19 protein-coding genes are annotated in these 19,827 nt (G+C 70.4%); 7 read left to right on the top strand and 12 right to left on the bottom strand.

What is annotated here, in order from left to right:
• The first annotated feature begins 144 nt into the window (after window positions 1–144).
• The 6 genes from VGN74_RS08515 to pnp all read left to right on the top strand — a co-directional run bounded on the left by VGN74_RS08515 (window position 145) and on the right by pnp (window position 5,783).
• Window positions 145–639, top strand: a complete 495-nt coding sequence (locus VGN74_RS08515) for a hypothetical protein (RefSeq protein ID WP_327447115.1) — start codon at window positions 145–147, stop codon at window positions 637–639.
• Between the two features lie 5 nt (window positions 640–644).
• The gene (locus tag VGN74_RS08510) at window positions 645–1,319 is read left to right on the top strand and encodes a DUF2459 domain-containing protein (RefSeq protein ID WP_327447113.1); all 675 of its coding nucleotides are present in this window, start codon (window positions 645–647) and stop codon (window positions 1,317–1,319) included.
• A 106-nt stretch (window positions 1,320–1,425) separates the two neighbouring features.
• Window positions 1,426–1,866 carry a 30S ribosome-binding factor RbfA gene (gene rbfA, locus VGN74_RS08505; RefSeq protein WP_327447111.1) on the top strand — a complete coding sequence of 147 codons (441 nt, stop codon included), beginning with the start codon at window positions 1,426–1,428 and terminating at the stop codon, window positions 1,864–1,866.
• Between the two features lie 168 nt (window positions 1,867–2,034).
• The gene (gene truB, locus VGN74_RS08500; RefSeq protein WP_327447109.1) at window positions 2,035–2,967 is read left to right on the top strand and encodes a tRNA pseudouridine(55) synthase TruB; all 933 of its coding nucleotides are present in this window, start codon (window positions 2,035–2,037) and stop codon (window positions 2,965–2,967) included.
• Window positions 2,968–3,055: 88 nt separating this feature from the next.
• A complete protein-coding gene (gene rpsO / locus VGN74_RS08495; RefSeq protein WP_327447107.1) occupies window positions 3,056–3,325 on the top strand; it encodes a 30S ribosomal protein S15 in 270 nt (89 codons plus the stop codon).
• 223 nt (window positions 3,326–3,548) lie between these two features.
• Window positions 3,549–5,783: a polyribonucleotide nucleotidyltransferase gene (gene pnp, locus VGN74_RS08490; protein WP_327447105.1), complete on the top strand. Its 2,235-nt coding sequence runs from the start codon at window positions 3,549–3,551 to the stop codon at window positions 5,781–5,783.
• An 85-nt stretch (window positions 5,784–5,868) separates the two neighbouring features.
• On the opposite strand, the gene VGN74_RS08485 is transcribed toward pnp, so the two are convergent.
• The 3 genes from VGN74_RS08485 to VGN74_RS08475 form a co-directional block, all read right to left on the bottom strand.
• On the bottom strand, window positions 5,869–6,750 hold the full coding sequence (locus tag VGN74_RS08485; protein ID WP_327447103.1) for a beta-carotene 15,15'-dioxygenase, Brp/Blh family: 882 nt from the start codon (window positions 6,748–6,750) through the stop codon (window positions 5,869–5,871).
• 19 nt (window positions 6,751–6,769) lie between these two features.
• Complete coding sequence (locus tag VGN74_RS08480; RefSeq protein WP_327447101.1) at window positions 6,770–7,591, bottom strand: bacteriorhodopsin-like; 822 nt, start codon at window positions 7,589–7,591, stop codon at window positions 6,770–6,772.
• Window positions 7,592–7,711: 120 nt separating this feature from the next.
• A complete protein-coding gene (locus VGN74_RS08475) occupies window positions 7,712–8,335 on the bottom strand; it encodes a LuxR C-terminal-related transcriptional regulator (protein ID WP_327447099.1) in 624 nt (207 codons plus the stop codon).
• 102 nt (window positions 8,336–8,437) lie between these two features.
• Here VGN74_RS08475 and VGN74_RS08470 point away from each other — a divergent pair, with 102 nt between their 5' ends.
• Window positions 8,438–9,622 carry a CaiB/BaiF CoA-transferase family protein gene (locus tag VGN74_RS08470; RefSeq protein ID WP_327447097.1) on the top strand — a complete coding sequence of 395 codons (1,185 nt, stop codon included), beginning with the start codon at window positions 8,438–8,440 and terminating at the stop codon, window positions 9,620–9,622.
• 52 nt (window positions 9,623–9,674) lie between these two features.
• Here VGN74_RS08470 and VGN74_RS08465 read toward each other — a convergent pair whose 3' ends face one another.
• The 9 genes from VGN74_RS08465 to VGN74_RS08425 all read right to left on the bottom strand — a co-directional run bounded on the left by VGN74_RS08465 (window position 9,675) and on the right by VGN74_RS08425 (window position 19,726).
• Window positions 9,675–9,956 (bottom strand): AbrB family transcriptional regulator, encoded by a 282-nt coding sequence (locus VGN74_RS08465; RefSeq protein ID WP_327447095.1) that lies wholly within the window; start codon window positions 9,954–9,956, stop codon window positions 9,675–9,677.
• Window positions 9,957–10,035: 79 nt separating this feature from the next.
• On the bottom strand, window positions 10,036–10,437 hold the full coding sequence (locus VGN74_RS08460) for a hypothetical protein (protein ID WP_327447093.1): 402 nt from the start codon (window positions 10,435–10,437) through the stop codon (window positions 10,036–10,038).
• 12 nt (window positions 10,438–10,449) lie between these two features.
• Window positions 10,450–11,970, bottom strand: a complete 1,521-nt coding sequence (odhB, locus tag VGN74_RS08455; protein WP_327447091.1) for a 2-oxoglutarate dehydrogenase complex dihydrolipoyllysine-residue succinyltransferase — start codon at window positions 11,968–11,970, stop codon at window positions 10,450–10,452.
• 84 nt (window positions 11,971–12,054) lie between these two features.
• Window positions 12,055–15,078, bottom strand: a complete 3,024-nt coding sequence (locus tag VGN74_RS08450) for a 2-oxoglutarate dehydrogenase E1 component (RefSeq protein ID WP_327447089.1) — start codon at window positions 15,076–15,078, stop codon at window positions 12,055–12,057.
• Window positions 15,079–15,402: 324 nt separating this feature from the next.
• Window positions 15,403–16,308, bottom strand: coding sequence for a succinate--CoA ligase subunit alpha (gene sucD / locus VGN74_RS08445; protein WP_327447087.1), 906 nt, complete (start codon window positions 16,306–16,308; stop codon window positions 15,403–15,405).
• Window positions 16,309–16,320: 12 nt separating this feature from the next.
• A complete protein-coding gene (locus tag VGN74_RS08440) occupies window positions 16,321–16,662 on the bottom strand; it encodes a hypothetical protein (RefSeq protein ID WP_327447085.1) in 342 nt (113 codons plus the stop codon).
• 5 nt (window positions 16,663–16,667) lie between these two features.
• Entirely contained in the window at window positions 16,668–17,858 is a 1,191-nt protein-coding gene (gene sucC / locus VGN74_RS08435; protein ID WP_327447083.1) for an ADP-forming succinate--CoA ligase subunit beta, read from the bottom strand.
• An 84-nt stretch (window positions 17,859–17,942) separates the two neighbouring features.
• A complete protein-coding gene (locus tag VGN74_RS08430; protein ID WP_327447081.1) occupies window positions 17,943–18,152 on the bottom strand; it encodes a hypothetical protein in 210 nt (69 codons plus the stop codon).
• A gap of 68 nt (window positions 18,153–18,220) precedes the next feature.
• Window positions 18,221–19,726: an MFS transporter gene (locus VGN74_RS08425; RefSeq protein WP_327447079.1), complete on the bottom strand. Its 1,506-nt coding sequence runs from the start codon at window positions 19,724–19,726 to the stop codon at window positions 18,221–18,223.
• Between the last annotated feature and the right edge of the window lie 101 nt (window positions 19,727–19,827).

The raw sequence follows: 19,827 nt of genomic DNA, 5'->3' as shown, positions 1-19,827 counted from the left end.
GAGGGGGACCGCGAAGCGGTGGAGGGGCGACGTCGCGCCTGCCCCGCCGCTCCCGTCGTGTTCGCTGTGGCCGCGCGGTGTCCGTTGTGCTCCCTTGAAGCCCCCGCCCCGTTTTCGCCCGCTTGCGCGGCGACGAAGGAGCCCATGCGCCTCGCTCTCGCCCTGCTGAGCCTCTGCCTGGCCCTCGCCGCCCCGGCGCGGGCCGAGACGCGCTTCTTCGCCTATGATCCGGCCGATCGCCTGACCCGGGCCCTGACCGGCCCCCTGACCTTCGAGGTCGAGCTGGGCCTGTTCGGCCGCACCACCCTGCGCCGCCTCTACTCCAACGCCCGCACCGGCCAGGCCGACCTGACCGTCGGCGGCCCGGCCGGGGTGCGCCAGCTGCTGGGCCGCGACGCCGTCGAGGGCACGGTCTATGGCATCGCCCCCACCGGCCAGGGGCGACCGCTGACCCGCGCCCTGTGCCCGGGCGCCGACGAGGCCTGGCTGGCCTTCGCTCCGGTGCGCGCCGCGCGTCCGGCCCGCGCCCGCGCCGTCGGCCGCTGGAGCGACGGCGTGTTCCGCGAGTGCGCGCAGCTGAGCTGGACCTTCCGCGGCGAGTGGTCGGCCCTGCCGGCCCCCGGCCCGACAGGCCCCTGAGCGCCATGCGGGGGCTGATCGTCCTGCTGGCCGCCGCCGCGCTCGGCCTCGTCGCCGGCCTGTGGAGCTGGACCAGGCCCGGCGCCCCGATCGCTGAGGCTCCGATGGCCGACGGCCCTGCCAGCGTCCCCGTCCACCTCGTCGACAACGGCTTCCACACCGACCTGATCGTGCCCCGCGCCGCCCTGAGCGCCCGGCCCGGGCCGCTGGCCGACGCGGTCGCCGCCCTGCCCCCCGGCGACTGGGTCCGCGTCGGCTGGGGCGACGCCCGCTTCTTCCCCGACCTGCGCCCCATCCAGCAGCGCCTGCCGGACGGGGCCCGCGCCTTCTTCGCCCCCGGCAACGCCTCGGTCGTCATGCTCGACCCGGAGCCGGCCCCGCCGCGCGGCGGCCGTACCGTGGTGCTGGACCTCGGGGCCCCGGCCGCCGCCGCCCTCGCCGCCCGCATCGAGGCCGCCCTGGCGCTGGAGGCGGGGGCCGCCCGCACCGTCCTGGTCCGCGCCGGAGACGACGCCCGCTTCCTCGCCGGGCGCGAGACCTTCTCCATCCTGCGCCTGTGCAACCACTGGACCGCGGCGGTGCTGAACGCCGCCGGGGTGACCACCCGCCCCGCCGCCTCGGCCTTCTCCGGCCAGGTCATGGCCGCCGCCGCACTGGACAGCCGGGCCCGCAGGGACTAGACCGCCCGCCCTTCGCCGTAACGCCGGTCCGATCCCGGCGCGCCGGACCGAGGCGCTGTCGGGGCCCCGCCGCCGCCCGCCGGTCCGCCAGACAGAGGCCGCCGCCATGAGCTCCCGCAAACCGTCCCGTCCCTCCGGTCAGGGCCCGTCCCAGCGCCAGCTGCGCGCGGGCGAGCTGATCCGCCACGCCCTGGTGGAGATCCTGCGCGAGGAGGAGATCCACGATCCCGCGCTGCAGGGCGTCTCGGTGACGATCACCGAGGTCCGCCTCAGCCCCGATCTCAAGCACGCCACCTGCTTCGTCGAACCGCTCGGCGCCGGCGTCGCCGCGGCCCCTACCGCCGGCCACGAGGGCGAGATCGTCCGCGCCCTGAACGAGCACGCCCGCTTCCTGCGCGGCCAGCTGGGCCGGCACATCGACATGAAGTTCACCCCGGACCTGCGCTTCCGCCACGACGAGAGCTTCGACGCCGCCACCCGCATGGACCGGCTGTTCAACGACCCCCGCGTCCGCGCCGACCTGGAGCGGGATGATGAGGAGAACTGACGCGAAGCCCTCCCCCTCGAGAGGGGAGGGTTGGGTGGGGGTGAACCCGCCGCCCCATCCGGAGACGCGCGAGAGGCGGTCCGCCGCCCGCGTCTCGGCCGTCGAGCGCCGCGCGAGCACCCCCATCCCCGACCCTTCCCCCCTCGAAGGGGAAGGGAGGCGTTTCGCATGACCCGCCGCCGTCGCGGCCAGCCGGTTCACGGCTGGGTCTGTCTCGACAAGGGCTATGAGGTCGGCTCGACCGAAGCGGTCAGCAAGGTCCGCCGGCTGTTCGACGCCGCCAAGGCCGGCCACGCCGGCACGCTCGACCCGCTCGCCACCGGCATCCTGCCCATCGCCCTGGGCGAGGCCACCAAGACGGTCCCCTTCATGATGGATGCGGAAAAGGTCTACCGCTTCTCCATCCGCTGGGGCGTGTCGACCACCACCCAGGACGCCGAGGGCGAGGTTGTCGCCCGCTCCGACGTGCGCCCGTCGCCCGAGGCCGTGGCCCGGGCCCTGACCGCCTTCACCGGCCGGATCGCGCAGGTCCCGCCGATCTTCTCGGCCATCCGCGTCGACGGCCGCCGCGCCTATGACCTGGCCCGCGACGGCGAGGCCGTGGAGCTCAAGGCCCGGCCGGTGATGATCCACGAGGCGGCGGTGACCGCCGCGCCCGACCCCGATCACGTCGAGATCACCGTGCGCACCGGCAAGGGCGTCTATATCCGCTCGCTGGCCCGCGACCTCGCCGCCGACCTCGGGGCCGAGGGGCATGTTTCGGCCTTGCGCCGCGAGCGGGTGGGCCCGTTCAGCCTCGATACGGCGGTGACACTGGATTTTCTGGCCGATCTGGTGCATAGCGACCGCGCCTCGGAGGGCTTGCTGCCCGTCGCGACCGCTCTGGACGACATCCCGGACCAGGCCGTGACGGACCAGGACGCCCTCTCGCTTCGGCAGGGACGGCCGATCGTTCTGCTTCCCCGACAGGTCGAAACGCTCAAGGCCCGCCTTCGGGAGGGCTCGCGAACCGTTTCGGTCTTTCAGGACGGGACGCTGGTCGCCCTCTGTCAGTTGCGGGCCGGTCGACTCGAACCCGACCGCGTTTTCAACCTCTCCTGACCCGGTCCAAGGGCCGTCAAGGGAGTACCTGGCGCCCTCAAACAGCGAGCCTCCGCGAGGCGAGCGATAGGGCAAGAAAGGACTTACGATGTCGATCACTGCCGAGCGCAAGGCTCAGGTCATCGCCGACAACGCCCGTTCCGAGGGCGACACCGGTTCGGCCGAGGTCCAGGTCGCGATCCTGTCGGAACGCATCTCCAACCTCACCGAGCACTTCAAGACCCACAAGAAGGACAACCACTCCCGCCGCGGCCTGCTCAAGCTGGTGTCGCAGCGCCGGAGCCTTCTGGATCACCTGAAGAAGTCCGACGAGCCGCGCTACGCCGCGCTCATCGAAAAGCTGGGCCTGCGCCGCTAAGCGCCGCAAGCTTCCGGAAGGGGCCTCCGAGAGGGGGCCCTTTCCTCTATCGACCCGTCCGCGTCCGGGCCTTTCACGACGCGACCACACGGGGGCCGAAACCGGTCCTCACACGCCGGCGGCCGTCATCCGGACGCGCCGCCTATCCGGGACCGAAGGACGTAAGACCCCCTGACCGCCCACCCCCGCAGGCAATCCGGCCGCGGGACGAGAGAGAGACATCATGTTCGACATCAAGAGAAAGACGATCGAGTGGGCCGGACGGCCGCTGACGCTCGAGACCGGCCGCATGGCCCGCCAGGCCGACGGCTCCGTCGTCGCCACCTACGGCGAGACCGTGGTGCTGGCCACCGTCGTCTACGCCCGTCAGCCGAAGCCGGGTCAGGACTTCTTCCCGCTGACGGTCAACTACCAGGAAAAGACCTTCGCCGCCGGCAAGATCCCGGGCGGCTACTTCAAGCGTGAAGGCCGCCCCTCCGAGAAGGAGACGCTGGTCAGCCGCCTGATCGACCGTCCGATCCGCCCGCTGTTCGTCAAGGGCTTCAAGAACGAGGTCCAGGTCGTCTGCACCGTGCTGCAGCACGACATGGAGAACGACCCGGACGTGGTCGCCATGGTCGGCGCCTCGGCCGCCCTGACCCTGTCGGGCGTGCCCTTCATGGGTCCGATCGGCGGCGCCCGCGTCGCCCTGATCGACGGCGAGTACGTCCTGAACCCGACCGTGGCGCAGATGGAGGAGTCCGAGCTCGACCTCGTGGTCGCCGGCACCCAGGACGCCCTGATGATGGTCGAGTCCGAGGCGAAGGAGCTCTCGGAAGAGAAGATGCTCGGCGCCCTGATGTTCGCCCACAAGGGCATGCAGCCGGTCATCGACGCCATCGTCGAGCTGGCCGAGCACGCCGCCAAGGAGCCGTTCGACTTCCAGCCGGAAGACGTCTCGGACGCCGTGGCCGCCATCAAGGCCCTCGTCGGCGAGGACATCAAGGCCGCCTACGCCCTGACCGGCAAGCACGACCGTCGTGACGCCGTCTCGGCCGCCAAGAAGAAGGCCGCCGAGAAGCTGGTCGCTTCCGAGGCCAACCCGACCGGCTTCGACGCCACCAAGTTCGGCACCGCCTTCAAGGAGTGCGAGGCCGACGTCCTGCGTCGCGACATCATCGAGAACAGCCACCGCGTCGACGGCCGCGCCCTCGACAAGGTCCGCCAGATCGTCTCGGAAGTCGGCGTCCTGCCGCGCACCCACGGCTCGGCCCTGTTCACCCGCGGCGAGACCCAGGCCCTGGTCGTGGCCACGCTGGGCACCGGCGAGGACGAGCAGTACGTCGACGCCCTGCAAGGGACGTACAAGGAAAGCTTCCTGCTGCACTACAACTTCCCCCCCTATTCGGTGGGTGAAGCCGGCCGCATGGGCAGCCCGGGCCGTCGCGAGATCGGCCACGGCAAGCTGGCCTGGCGCGCCATCCGTCCGATGCTGCCGTCGAAGGAAGAGTTCCCCTACACCATCCGTCTGGTGTCGGAGATCACCGAGTCCAACGGCTCGTCGTCGATGGCCACCGTGTGCGGTTCGTCGCTGGCCCTGATGGACGCCGGCGTGCCGCTGGCCCGTCCGGTCTCGGGCATCGCCATGGGCCTGATCCTCGAGCCCTCGGGCGAGTTCGCCATCCTGTCGGACATCCTCGGCGACGAGGACCACCTCGGCGACATGGACTTCAAGGTGGCCGGCACCGAGCTGGGCATCACCTCGCTGCAGATGGACATCAAGGTCCCCGGCATCACCGAGGAGATCATGCGCAAGGCCCTGACCCAGGCCAGCGCCGGTCGCCTGCACATCCTCGGCGAAATGTCGAAGGCCATGGACGCCCCGCGCACCGAGCTGGGCGAGTTCGCGCCGAAGATCGAGGCCATCAAGATCCCGGTCGACAAGATCCGCGAAGTGATCGGCTCGGGCGGCAAGGTGATCCGCGAGATCGTCGAGAAGACCGGCGCCAAGATCGACATCCAGGACGACGGCACGATCAAGATCGCCGCCAACGACCAGGAGAAGATCGACGCCGCGAAGAACTGGATCAACTCCATCGCCGCCGAGCCGGAAGTGGGCACGATCTACACCGGCAAGGTGGTGAAGGTGGTCGACTTCGGCGCCTTCGTGAACTTCTTCGGCGCGCGTGACGGCCTCGTGCACGTGTCGCAGATGGCCCTCGAGCGCGTCGCCAACCCGGCCGACGTCGTCTCCGAAGGCCAGGAAGTGAAGGTCAAGTTCCTCGGCCTCGACGACCGCGGCAAGACCAAGCTGTCGATGAAGGTCGTGGACCAGGCCACCGGCGAGGACCTGACCGACAAGATCAACGCCGAGCGCGCCGAGCGGGGCGAGCCGCCCCTGTCGGACGACACCGGCGGCCGTCCGAAGCGGGACGGCGACGGCGGGGGCCGCGACCGCGGCCGTCGTCGCCGCGACTGATCCGCGGATCATCGGCTGAGTTGAGAGACCCCCGGGGCGGCGACGCTCCGGGGGTTTTTCATGGCCGGTCGGTCAGGCGAGGGGGTCAGGCCGGCGACTTCAGGCCGCGCGGCGTCTCCAGCCAGCCGATCAGGCGCGGGGCCAGCATGTGCGGCGTGGTCAGGATCGACAGCACCATGAAGGTCGCCGCCACCGCCGTCGCGGCGGGCGTCGGCCGGCTCTCCAGCAGCGCCAGCCCGGCCGCGATCGCCAGCGACAGCCCGGTCATCGGCAGGATCACCCGCGACCACAGCCGCCGCCGCGCCGCCGCGTCGTCGGGCAGCTCGGCCGCCAGATGCTGCGGCGAGTGCAGCAGGGCGAAATAGAGGGCGAAGCCGACCGCCGGGGGCAGCAGCACCAGCCCCGCCAGCGCCGCCGCCGTGGCCACGCCCAGCGCGGTCTGGCCCTTGCGGATCAGGGCGAGGATGGTCACGAGCGCCAGCATCACCCCCACCGGCGCGCCCAGCCGCAGCACATCGCCCAGCACCGCCGCCCCGGCCTCGCCGGTCAGGGCGGTGAACAGGCCGTGCAGGGTCTCCATGTGCAGCAGGCCCGGGGCCGCCAGCAGCCCGGCGGCCGCGCCATGGGCGAGGAAGGGCTCGTCCAGCGTTGCCCAGTCCTCGGCGAAATGGATCACGGCCATGACGAGGAAGGCGACGAGGGCCGCCACCGGCGCCGCCCGCCACAGGGCCAGCATGGCGGCGGCGAGGCCGAGGTAGAGGGCCAGTCGCGCCACCGGGGCCTTCGCCATCAGCAGGCGCAGGTCCAGCGCCCCGTGCGGCAGGCCGAACAGCAGGATGGCGGCGCAGGCCGCCAGGGTCGCCGCCCCGCCGTCCAGCGGCAGGCCGGCGGCGGACGCGGCGAAGGCCGCCCCGGTCGCGAGGACCAGGGCGGCCGCCGGGGCGGACGAAGCGGGGGGTGGCGTCATCCGCGCGCGCACGGGAGGGTCAGGCCCGCGCCGGCTCGCCGTACTCGGCCTGCGACTTCCGCACCGCGATCAGGTAGATCAGGATGCCGAGGCCCGCCTTGGCCACGATGTCGGCGATGGTGTAGCCGACCTCGATCCCGGTCTGGACGGCGCCGCCGCTCAGGTTGGTGTACGGGATCATGTAGACGATCGGGTAGAAGCCCCAGGAGGCGAAGGTCAGCAGGCGCGCCTGCTTGATCAGACCGCGCACATTCTCCGGCTGGCTCTCGATCGACTTGCCCAGACCGACGAACAGCTGCCAGACGATGTACAGGAACGGGATCGTCGACAGGGTGCCCCACAGGGCGCGGGTGGCGTTGTCCTCGGCGATCTCGCCCGGATAGCCGAGCACGATCATCAGGGCCGCGGCGAAGCCCAGCGTCAGGGCCTTGGACGTGGTCTCCTTCTGCGACAGCCGCATCACCAGCACCAGCTCGATCAGCAGCAGGGGCACGGTCAGCAGCCAGTCGACGTAGCGATAGGCGTTGTTGAAGGCGTAGCCGGTGACGGTCAGCACCCCGTCCTGCAGGGAGTAGGCGTTCTCCCAGCTCTCGAAGATGCGCCAGTAGTGGTAGGCGGCGATGAAGGTCACCAGACCCGAGATGGTCAGGGCCGTCCTGTAGGCCGGGGCCACCTGCGAGCGGCCGAACCACAGGAACAGGGTCGCAGCCGCCATGGTGGCGAAGGTGAACGAGAAGGCGTTGTAGACGAGCAGGTACTGGAAGACGCTGAGCGTCGCTTCCTGGCCTGACTCGACGACGGCGGCGGCCGCCCCCGAGACGGCCTCGCTGGCAATGGTCATGTCCTGGGCTCCTCAAGCTTTGGCCCGGCGGCGGTCGTCGCCGGGGCGCGGATTAAGGACCCGTCACCGAGTGTTCACCATACGGCCTTTAGGCCGTGGTCGGACGCCGCACGTATCGGCTCAGAGTCCGGCCTGCACCGCCACGCGGATGGCGTCGGCGACGTTGGATGTGCCCAGTTTGCTGAGGATCAGCGAGCGGTGCATCTTGACCGTCTTCTCGCTCAGATTCAGGCGATACGAGATCTGCTTGCTGCGAAGACCTGCGGCGATCTGTTGCAGCACCTCGCGCTGCCGCGGTGACAACTGCTTGACCAGCTCCACCGCCTCGTGGCGGCGGTTCGAGTCCGGGGCCGGATCGCCGTCCATCAGCTCCACCTGGGTGCCGACGAAGAACTCCAGATCGCCCTCCGCATCGAACAGCGGGGCCACCAGCACGGCGTTGCGGAACGGTGTGCCGTCCTTCTTGTAGTTGAGGATCTCCACCAGCACCGGCCGGTGCGCCCGGGTGCCCTCGCGGATGCGGTCGGTCAGCCACGGCTCGGTCGCCGGCCCCGCCAGGAAGCGGCAGTTGCGGCCGATGATCTCGTCCCGGTCATAGCCGGTCAGGGCGCAGAAGGCGTCGTTCACCGCCACCAGGGGGTTGTCGGGCAGGCGCGGGTCGCTGATCACCGAGGCGATCGGGCTGCCGAGGATGGACTCCAGCAGCCGCGCACCGGTGAGATCGTGCTCGACGTCCGAGTTCATCACCACCTCCCGGTCGCACGCTGACTCGCCGGACAGGCGATGTCAAAGCGGCGTCGGCGCGCGCCCCTTCCCGAGCTCGTCCGGCCGCGCTAGGCGAGGCGCATGACCCAGGGCCCTCTCGCCGGCGTACGCGTGCTCGACCTGTCCCGCGTCCTCGCCGGGCCGTGGGCGACCCAGACCCTCGCCGACCTGGGCGCCGAGGTGATCAAGATCGAGCGGCCCGGCGTCGGCGACGACACCCGCCAGTGGGGCCCGCCCTTCACCGTCCGCGCCGACGGCGGACCGGGCGACGCCGCCTATTTCCTCTGCGCCAACCGCGGCAAGAAGTCGGTCGAACTCGACATCGCCAGCCCCGAGGGCGCCGCCGCCGTGCGCCGGCTGGCGGCCGACTGCGACGTCGTGGTCGAGAACTTCAAGGTCGGCGGGCTGAAGAAGTACGGCCTCGACCATGCCAGCCTGTCGGCCGTCAATCCGCGGCTGGTCTACTGCTCGATCACCGGCTTCGGCCAGGACGGCCCGCGCGCGCCCCAGGCCGGCTATGACTACATGATCCAGGCCATGGGCGGGCTGATGTCGATCACCGGCCAGCCGGACGGCGCCCCCGGGGCCGAGCCGATGAAGGTCGGGGTCGCCGTGGTCGACCTGTTCACCGGCCTGTACGCCGCGAACGCCATCCTCGCCGCCCTGCTGCACGCCCGGGCCACGGGGGAAGGCCAGCACATCGACATCGCCCTGTTCGACGTCCAGGCCGCCATGCTGGCCAACCAGGCGACCAACTTCTTCGTCTCCGGCGTCGCCCCCACGCGCATGGGCAACGCCCACCCCAACCTCGCCCCCTACCAGCCCTTCCCGTGCACGGATGGCGCCGTGGTCATCGCCGTGGGCAACGACGGCCAGTTCCGCCAGCTGTGCGCGGCGCTGGGCGCGGCCGACATGGGGACCGACCCGCGCTTCGCCCGCAACGCCGACCGCATCGCCCATCGCGCGGTCCTCACCGCCGAACTGTCGGCGCTGACCGCCGGCCACGACATGGCCGGGCTGATGGCCCTGCTGGAGGCCGCCGGCGTGCCCTGCGGCCCGGTCAATACGGTCGATCAGGTGTTCGCCGAGCCCCAGGCCCGGGCCCGCGGGCTGGAGGTGGAACAGACCCGCCCCGACCTCGCCGCCCCGGTCCGCACCGTCGCCAGCCCCATCCGCCTGTCCCGCACCCCCGTCGCCTACCACCGCCCCCCGCCGGCGCTGGGGGCGGATACGGACGAGGTGCTGGGCGGCTCAGGCGCCGACTGATTGGGCACCGGCAACGCGCGTGGGCCGGGCATCGCGTTGACTGGACACCTGGTCAGTCGTCCCATGTCTTGATGGGCGAGATGGTCTGCGGCGGCGGCTCGGGAAACGGATCGTCAGGGTCGCCAAGTGCATCGATCCGGGCCCACATGGCTTCAAGGTCCTCGCGGGACCGCACCCGCTGGGGGAGTGGTTCGAGCACAACGCGTTCGCCATCTCGCCAGATCAACACCTCGTCGGTGTCGAAGCGGTAGCCGTCCGGCAGGCGCACGGCCTGGCCGTCGCCGTGGGTGAACACCCTCGCGGTGTCGGAAACGCCGGGGCGGGGATCGGCCATCTCGGGCCTCCGCAACATGCCTGACGGTTGCAAGCCTACACCCGGGCCCGGCGGGCGGCAATCGCGCGCGCCGGCACCCTCAGTACCGCGCCAGGTCGAACACGCAACTGGCCACCGGAAAGACCACGCAGGCCAGCACGATCACGACCACGCCGGCGCGCTTGGCCCCGGCCATGACGCCGCTGACCTGGGCCTCGTCCAGCTCCCCGACCTTGCCGGGGACCGCGTCGATGGCCCAGTCGTCGCTGTCGTCGATGAAGTCGCCGGCCCGCGCCTGCGCCACCAGCGCGCGCGCCGCCGCGATCTGGTCGGCCGGCGCGACCACGCGCACGCCGCCTAGGGCGATGATCAGGCCCGGATACATGGTCGCCATGTCCCGGTCAGGCAGGCGGGCGGCGATCCCGTGCCGGCGCAACAGCGCCACCGCCAGCTCGCCCTCGGGCAGGGTGGAGAAGCGCGCGACCTCCAGCTCGCCGCGCACCGTCCCGGCCGCTTACAGGTCCAGCAGGGCCCGTTGCGGGTCCTCGAGGAATTCCTTGATGCGGACGAGGAAGGTCACCGCTTCCTTGCCGTCGACGATGCGGTGATCGTAGCTCAGCGCCAGATACATCATCGGCCGGATCACCACCTGGCCGTTCACCGCCACCGGGCGCTGCACGATGTTGTGCATGCCCAGGATGCCGGACTGCGGCATGTTCAGGATCGGCGTCGACATCAGCGAACCGTAGATGCCGCCATTGGTGATGGTGAAGGTGCCGCCCTGCAGCTGCTCCAGCGTCAGGGCCCCGTCGCGCGCGGCCTTGCCGAGGTCGGCGATGCCCTTCTCGATCTGGGCCAGCGACAGGGTGTCGGCGTCGCGCAGCACCGGCACGACCAGCCCCTTGTCGGTGCCGACGGCCACGCCGATGTCGTAGTGGTTCTTGTAGATGATGTCGGTGCCGTCGATCTCGGCATTGACCGCCGGGATCTCCTTCAGGGCCGAGACCACGGCCTTCACGAAGAAGGACATGAAGCCCAGCTTCACCCCGTGGCGCTTCTCGAACAGGTCCTTGTACTGGGCCCGCACCGCCATCACGGCCGTCATGTCGGCCTCGTTGAAGGTGGTCAGCTGGGCCGCGGTGTTCTGCGACTCCTTCAGCCGGCGCGCGATGGTCTGGCGCAGGCGGGTCATCTTCACCCGTTCCTCGCGCGGACCGACCTCACGCGGCGCAGCCGAGGCCGCGGCGGGGGCCGGAGCCGCAGCGGCGCGCGGGGCCGGCGGAGCGGCGGCGGCGGCCAGGGCGTCGCCCTTGAGGATGCGGCCGTCCTTGCCCGAGCCCTGGATGGCGGCCGGGTCGAGGTTGTTCTCGGCGACGATGCGCTGCACCGACGGCGACAGCGGAATCTGGCCAGAAACTTGGGCCGAGCCGGTGTTGGCCGGCGCGGCGGCGGGGGCGGGGGCCGGGGCCGCAGCCGGAGCCGCAGCGGCGGCGCCCGAGGCGCTGACGCGGCCGATCTCCTGGCCCGGGGTCACGGTGGCGCCGGCGTCGGCGAGGATCTCGCTCAGCACGCCGTCGGCGGGCGAGGCGACCTCGACGGCCACCTTGTCGGTCTCGATCTCGACCAGCAGTTCGTCCTTCTTCACCGCCTCGCCGGCCGTCTTGAGCCACTTGCCGATCGTGCCCTCGGCGACGCTCTCGCCCATGGTCGGCACGGTCAGGGTGACGCTGCCGCCGCCGGCGGCGGGGGCCGGAGCCGCAGCCTTCGGGGCTGGCGCAGCGGCGGCCGGGGCGGCGGCGGCGCCCTCGGCCACAGCGCCCAGCACCGTGCCCGGGGTCACCGTGGCGCCGGCCTCGGCGTGGATGGCGGACAGGACGCCGTCGGCGGGCGCGGCCACCTCCAGCGACACCTTGTCGGTCTCCAGCTCGACCAGGATCTCGTCCTTGCGGACCGGATCGCCCACCTTCTTGGTCCACTTGGCGATGGTCGCCTCGGTGACGGATTCGCCCAGGGTGGGGGTCAGGATGTCGGCCATGTCGCGGTCCGGTTCAGCTCTGGTGTTCGGCAGGTCTAGTCGGCGGGTGTGTCGGTTACGTCAAGCCCGGGAGGCGGGCCTGGCTCACGCGGGAGCCAGGGCCTCGCCGAGGAAGGTCTCGAGTTCCTTGAGGTGGCGGCTCATCAGGCCGGCGGCGGTCGAGGCCGAGGCCGGGCGGCCGACGTAGCGGGCGCGCTTGGCCTTCACGTCGAGCTTCTCCAGCGTCAGCTCCAGCCAAGGGTCGACGAAGGTCCAGCCGCCCATGTTCTTCGGCTCTTCCTGGCACCACACCAGCTCGGCCTTGGGGAAGCGGGCCAGCTCGGTCATCAGCGACTTCATCGGCCACGGATAGAACTGCTCGAGGCGCAGGATGTAGATGTCGTCCACGCCCGCCTTCTCGCGCGCTTCCAGCAGGTCGTAATAGACCTTGCCCGAGCACAGGATGACCCGGCGGATGTCCTTGTCGGCGCGGATCTTGATCCCCGCCAGCGCCGGCCGCGTCTGGGCGTCGTCGTGCAGCACGCGGTGGAACGAGCTGCCCTCGGCCAGGTCGGCCAGGCTGGACACCGCCTTCTTGTGCCGCAGCAGCGACTTGGGCGTCATCAGGATCAGCGGCTTGCGGAACGGCCGGTGCACCTGGCGGCGCAGGATGTGGAAGTAGTTGGCCGGGGTGGTGCAGTTGGCGACCTGCATGTTGTCCTCGGCGCAGGCCTGCAGGAACCGCTCGAGGCGGGCCGAGGAGTGCTCCGGCCCCTGCCCCTCGTAGCCGTGCGGCAGCAGCATGGTCAGGCCGCACATGCGCAGCCACTTGCGCTCGCCCGAGCTGATGAACTGGTCGATCACCACCTGGGCGCCGTTCACGAAGTCGCCGAACTGGGCCTCCCACAGCACCAGGCTGTTGGGGTCGGCCAGGGCGTAGCCGTACTCGAAGCCGAGCACCGCCTCTTCCGACAGGGCCGAGTCGATCACCTCGAACTGGGCCTGCCCCTCGCGCAGGTTGTTGAGGGGCATGTAGCGGGCCTCGGTCGTCTGGTCGACGATGGCCGAGTGGCGCTGGCTGAAGGTGCCGCGCACCGAGTCCTGGCCCGACAGGCGCACCGGGAAGCCCTCGTCGACGAGGCTGGCGAAGGCCAGGCTCTCTGCCGTGGCCCAGTCCAGCCCCTCGCCGGTCTCGATCGCCTCGCGACGGCCCTCGAGCACGCGCTTCAGGGTCTTGTGGATGTCGATGTCGTTGGGGACCGTGGTCAGGCGCTGGCCGTAGTCCTTGAGCTTCGCCAGCGGCACGGCGGTCTCGCCCCGGCGCTCGTCGCTGTCCGGCAGGCCGAGGCCCTGCCACTTGCCGTCCAGCCAGTCGGCCTTGTCGGCCTTGAAGCTCTTGCCGCCGTCGAACTCGGCGTCGAGGAAAGCCTCGAAGCGCGCCACCTCGGCCTCGACCTCCTCGGCCGTGATCACCCCCTCGGCGATCAGACGTTGGGCGTAGATCTCGCGCGTCGACGGCTGCGCCTTGATCCTGGCGTACATGATCGGCTGGGTGAACGTGGGGTCGTCGCCCTCGTTGTGGCCGAAGCGGCGGTAGCAGAACATGTCCACCACCGCGTCCTTGTTGAACTTCTGGCGGTACTCGGTGGCCACCTTGGCGGCGAACACCACGGCCTCCGGGTCATCGCCGTTGACGTGGAAGATCGGCGCCTGGACCATCAGGGCCACGTCCGACGGATAGGGCGACGAGCGCGAGTTGCGCGGGCTGGTGGTGAAGCCGATCTGGTTGTTGATGACGAAGTGCAGGGTGCCGCCGGTACGGTAGCCCTTCAGCCCCATCAGGGCGAAGCACTCCGCCACCACGCCCTGGCCGGCGAACGCCGCGTCGCCGTGGATCAGCAGCGGCAGCACGTGCGAACGGTCCAGCGCCCACTCGGCCTCCGGCTTGCCGGCGTTGGCCTCGCGGATGTCGAAGGCCTGCTTGGCGCGCGCCTTGCCCAGCACCACCGGGTTGACGATCTCCAGGTGGGACGGGTTGGCGGTCAGCGACAGGTGCACCTTGTTGTCGTCGAAGGTGCGGTCCGAGCTGGCGCCCATGTGATACTTGACGTCGCCCGAGCCCTCGATGTCGCTCGGCACGGTCGAGCCGCCCTGGAACTCGTGGAAGATGGCGCGGTAGGGCTTGCCCATCACCGCCGCCAGCACGTTCAGGCGGCCGCGGTGGGCCATGCCCAGCACCACCTCGTCGACGCCCAGGGCGCCGCCGCGCTTGATCACCTGCTCCAGCGCCGGGACCATGGCCTCGCCGCCGTCCAGGCCGAAGCGCTTGGTGCCGGGGAAGCGCTTGTGCAGGAAGCGCTCGAAGGTCTCGGCCTCGATCAGCTTGTTCAGGATCGCCAGCTTGCCCTCGCGGGTGAAGGCGTTCTCCTGCAGCTTGTCCGGGCCCTCGACCCGCTGCTGCAGCCACGACTTCTCCTCGGGCTCGGCGATATGCATGTACTGGATGCCGAGGTTGCCGCAGTAGGTGCGGCGCAGGATCTCCAGCACCTCGCGCAGGGTGCCGGTTTCCAGACCCAGCACGCCGTCCAGATAGATCGGACGGTCCATGTCGGCGGCGGTGAAGCCCCAGTGCTCCGGGGTCAGCTCGGCGTTCTGCACCGGCGGCTCGATGCCCAGCGGGTCGAGGTTGGCCTGCAGGTGGCCGCGGATGCGGTAGGCCCGGATCAGCATCAGGGCGCGAATGGAGTCGTGGGCGGCGGCGCGGACATCGACCGCGCTGGCGGCCGGCGCGGCCGCAGCCGGCGCGGCGGCGGGCTTGCCGGCCGGGGCCCTGGCCCCCTTGCCAGAGGCGGGGGCCGGCGCCGGCTCCGGCCAGCGGCCGTCGAACACGGCGGTGGCCTCGGTCGGCTCGGTGGCGGTGGAGCGGCCCCAGGCCCCGGCGCGGGCGTTCTGGCGCACCACATCGGCCTGGTCGCGCAGCTGGTCGAAGAAGGCGCGCCACTCCGCGGACACGGAGGCCGGGTTATCGGCCCATTTGGCGTGCAGCTCCTCGATGAAGGCGGCGTTCGCGCCATAGAGGAAGGAGGTCTCGGCGAAGACCTGGTTCAGCCGGCCGGCGTCGTCAGCCATCTCGTTCGTCAGTCCCTTGGGGTCGCGCGCGCCCGTCCGCGCGGAGGCGACCGGCTCATATAAGGGCTGTTTCCTTATGGGTCATGACCGAACAAGGGCGAAAAACGCGGAAAATCGCCGCGTCCGGCGCCCGTTTCGTCACGGCGGGCACGAAGATTCCACGGAGGGCACGGAGGGCGAGGGTCCACGGCCGCAGGCCGCGGTTCTTTTCCCCCGGATCGAAAGGCGCTGCGCGCCGCCGCGCCGCCACCCCCTCCGTGCCCTCTGTGATCCCTCCGTGGTCTCCGTGATGACCCTGTCTGGCCAGCCCGCCCGGGCGGCGGATCAGCCCTTCAGGACCTCGACCAGGGTCTTGCCCAGGCGCGCCGGCGAGGGCGAGACCTTGATGCCGGCCGACTCCATCGCCGCGATCTTGGACTCCGCGTCGCCCTTGCCGCCAGAGACCACCGCCCCGGCGTGACCCATGGTGCGGCCCTTCGGCGCGGTGCGCCCGGCGATGAAGCCGGCCATCGGCTTGCTGCGGCCCTTCTTGGCCTCGTCGATCAGGAACTGGGCGGCCTCTTCCTCGGCCGAGCCGCCGATCTCGCCGATCATGATGATCGACTGGGTGGCCTCGTCGGCGAGGAACATCTCCAGCACGTCGATGAACTCGGTGCCCTTGACCGGGTCGCCGCCGATGCCGACCGCGGTGGTCTGGCCCAGGCCCTCGTTCGAGGTCTGGAACACGGCCTCATAGGTCAGGGTGCCCGAACGCGAGACGATGCCGACCGAACCCTTGCGGAAGATGCTGCCCGGCATGATGCCGATCTTGCACTCTTCCGGGGTCAGGATGCCCGGGCAGTTCGGGCCGAGCAGGCGCGACTTCGAGCGGTCCAGCCGGGCCTTGACCCGCACCATGTCCAGCACCGGGATGCCCTCGGTGATGCAGACGATGAAGGGGATCTCGGCGTCGATGGCCTCGATGATGGCCGCCGCGGCGCCCGCCGGCGGCACATAGATGACCGTCGCGTCGGCGCCGGTCTTCTCGCGGCCCTCGGCCACCGAGGCGAAGATCGGCAGCGCCGTGCCGTCGACGCCCGAGCTCCAGCTCTCGCCGCCCTTGGCCGGGTGGATGCCCCCGACCATCTGGGTGCCGTAGTAGGCCAGCGCCTGTTCGGTGTGGAAGGTGCCGGTCTTGCCGGTCAGGCCCTGGACCAGGACCTTGGTGTTCTTGTCGACGAGAATGGACATGCGGTCGCTCGCTTAAAGATGGTATTTGAAGGCGCGCTTCGACGCCTTGGAGATTTCGTAGAGCCGCTTCCCGAGGCGCTCGATCAGGATCAGGTCGCCAGCAGCGACGTGCTCTCTTTCGAAGAAGCGTTTCATTGCACCGCGGTCGCGAATGATGGCCTTCGCCCCATCAAGGTCCGTTTCGACTTCTTCTCCGCCCATTCTGAAGACTATGGGCTTTCCGGATTCGGCGGCGTTCGAACCGCCCACTGAGTCTGCCGGGAAAAAGCCGAGCGCCTCCTTGAGATAGATGTGCGAGTTCCGGACGTTCCCGCCCGTCACCTCCACAACTATCGCTTTGAGGCTCTGGGCCATAAGTCTCAGGCCACCGCCTTGACGATCTTCTGGGCGGCGTCGTCGAGGTCGTCGGCGGCGGTGATGCGCAGGCCGGATTCGTTGAGAATCTTCTTGCCCAGCTCGGCGTTGGTGCCCTCGAGGCGGACCACCAGCGGCACCTTCAGGCCCACTTCCTTGACCGCGGCGACCACGCCCTCGGCGATCACGTCGCAGCGCATGATGCCGCCGAAGATGTTGACCAGGATGCCCTCGACGCGCGGGTCGGCGGTGATGATCTTGAAGGCCGCGGCGACCTTCTCCTTGCTGGCGCCGCCGCCGACGTCGCAGAAGTTGGCCGGCTCCTTGCCGTACAGCTTGATGATGTCCATCGTCGCCATGGCCAGGCCGGCGCCGTTGACCATGCAGCCGATGTTGCCGTCCAGCGCCACATAGGCGAGGTCCCACTTGGAGGCCTCGATCTCCTTGGCGTCCTCTTCGGTCTCGTCACGCAGGGCGCGCATGTCGTCGTGGCGGAACAGGGCGTTGCCGTCGAAGCTGACCTTGGCGTCCAGCACCCGCAGGTGGCCGTCGGTCATGACGATCAGCGGATTGACCTCGAGCAGGCTCATGTCCTTCTCGACGAAGGCCTGGTAGAGCGCCGGGAACAGGGTGTTGGCGTCCTCGGCGGCCGGGCCGGTCAGGCCGTAGGTGGCGACGATCTTCGCCACATCGGCGGCGGTGACGCCGGTCTCCGGGTCGATCGCCAGGGTGATGATCTTCTCCGGCGTGTCGTGGGCCACGGCCTCGATGTCCATGCCGCCCTCGGTCGAGATGACGAAGGCGACGCGGCCGACCGAGCGGTCCACCAGCAGCGAGCAGTACAGTTCCCGGGCGATGTCGGCGCCGTCCTCGATGTACAGGCGGTTGACCTGCTTGCCGGCCTCGCCGGTCTGGGCCGTCACCAGGGTGTTGCCCAGCATCTCGCGGGCGTGGTGCACGACCTCCTCGATCGAGCGGGCCAGGCGCACGCCGCCCTTGGCCTCGGGGGTCAGCTCCTTGAAGTGGCCCTTGCCCCGGCCGCCGGCGTGGATCTGCGACTTCACCACATAGAGCGGGCCCGGCAGCTGCCGCGCGGCCGCCTCGGCCTGGTCGACGGCGGTGATGGCCACGCCCGCGGCCACCGGCGCGCCGAAGCCCTTCAGGACCTGCTTGGCCTGGTATTCATGGATGTTCATGGATGTCGCCCGGTCGTGGGGAGGAAAGGATCGCCGCGCTTATAGGCGGGCGTCGCCGAACGGCGCAACCGGGCGCGGCTCTGGTCACGCCTCGGATCGGAGCGAGGGGACGCGAGCGGGCTTGCGAGCGCGGCCCAGGATCAAAATGCCCGAGGTGATGGTGGCGAGGCTGAAAATGAGCCACGCCGCCAGCCACGCGACCGAATGGACGCTGATCCCGACCGTGTACATCGACGAGACCCATATCAGCAGGATGAGAGGCAAGGCCAACATCATGCCCCCCAGAACCAGCAAGACGAGCCCCCAGCGTCTCATCTAGGCCTCACGTCAGAGTGTTCGTGGAGACGGAGCGCTCCTGCTCATCAGTCGATCCAGTCGCGCTTCAGGGTGCGCGAGGCCCCGATCAGCAGCAGCGCCGCCAGCACATAGAAGCCCATGCCGGTGTAGATGGCCCAGCGCAGGCTCTCCGCGCCGAACTGCGGCGCCAGCACGTCGCTCATCCAGCCGAAGTAGTAGAAGCCGACGGCGATCCCGAGCAGGTTGTTGATCAGCAGGAACAGGGCCGAGGCGGTCGAGCGCATCGGCGCCGGCACCAGATGCTGGATCGAGGCGGTGATCGGCCCCAGCCAGGCCAGGTTCAGCCCGGTCGGGATCAGGAAGATGAGGAAGGCCAGCACCAGCTGCTGCATGTGGCTGCCGCCGCCCGGCAGGACCAGGCCGATCAGCCACGGGGCGTTCATCGCCGCAATGAACAGGGGCGCCGAGATCAGGAAGGCCACCGCCGGCACCAGCGGATAGGCGCCCTTGCCGCGCTTGGCCGTCTTGTCGGCGATCACGCCGCCCAGCCAGATGCCCAGCACCCCGCCGATCAGGGCGATGCCGGCGTAGTACCAGCTGACCTGGGTCAGGGTCAGGTCGAAGCTGCGCATGAAGAACAGCGGCAGCCAGCCGGCCACGCCATAGCCGCAGACCGACGAGGAGGCGGCGCCGAGGGCCAGCAGCCAGAAGCTCTTCTTGCGGGCGACGACCGACGCGGTCGCCTTGGCGATCAGCACCGAGACCCCGACCACCAGCGCCAGCAGGCCGGCGAACACCAGCACCAGCGGCTGGCCGATGGCGAGGCCGGCGAACTGGCCCAGCGCGGCCAGCACGAACAGGCCGGCGCCGAGGCCGATCAGGCCCAGGGCGATGGTCTTGCCCAGCCGGTCGCTGACCGGGGCGGCCGCGGCCTGGGCCGCCAGCACCTCGGCCGACTTGGGCGCATCGGTGCCGCCGCGCTTCGGGTCGCGCACCGTCAGCCGCAGCAGCGGGGCGATCAGCACGCCGATCAGGCCGACGACGATGAAGGCGGTGCGCCAGCCGTAGGTGGCGGCCAGAAGCCCGCCGACCAGGGTGCCGGCGGCGGTGCCCAACGGAATGCCGAAGGCGAAGGCCGCCAGCGCCCGGGCCCGCTGCTCGGGCGGGAAATAGTCGGCGATCAGCGAATAGGCCGGGGCGACGCCGCCCGCCTCGCCGACACCGACGCCCATCCGGAACAGGAACAGCTGGGTATAGGACTGGGCCACGCCGCACAGGGCGGTGAAGCCGGACCAGACCGCCAGCGCCCCGGTGATGATCCACACCCGGCTCATGCGGTCGGCCAGCCAGGCCAGGGGAATGGCCAGGGTCGAATAGACCGAGGCGAAGGCGATGCCGCCCAGCAGCCCGAACTGGCTGTCGGACATGCCGAACTCTTCCTTCAGCGGCGCGGCGAGGATGCCGATGATCTGCCGGTCCAGGAAGTTCAGCATGTAGACGAGGATCAGGACCGCCAGCACATAGTAGCGGTATCCGGGGCGCTCGATCCGGGCGGCCTCGCCTTGGCTCATGGCATTTCCTCGTATTGTGTTTTCCCGACCCTATCCCGGCCGGGAAGCGTGGCAAGACAAAAGGGCGGCGACCCGGAAGCCGCCGCCCTTCGAAGTGTCTG

The sequence above is a fragment of the Brevundimonas sp. genome (assembly GCF_035998205.1).
Classification (GTDB): Bacteria; Pseudomonadota; Alphaproteobacteria; order Caulobacterales; family Caulobacteraceae; genus Brevundimonas.
This window is presented reverse-complemented; position numbering and strand designations above follow the sequence as displayed.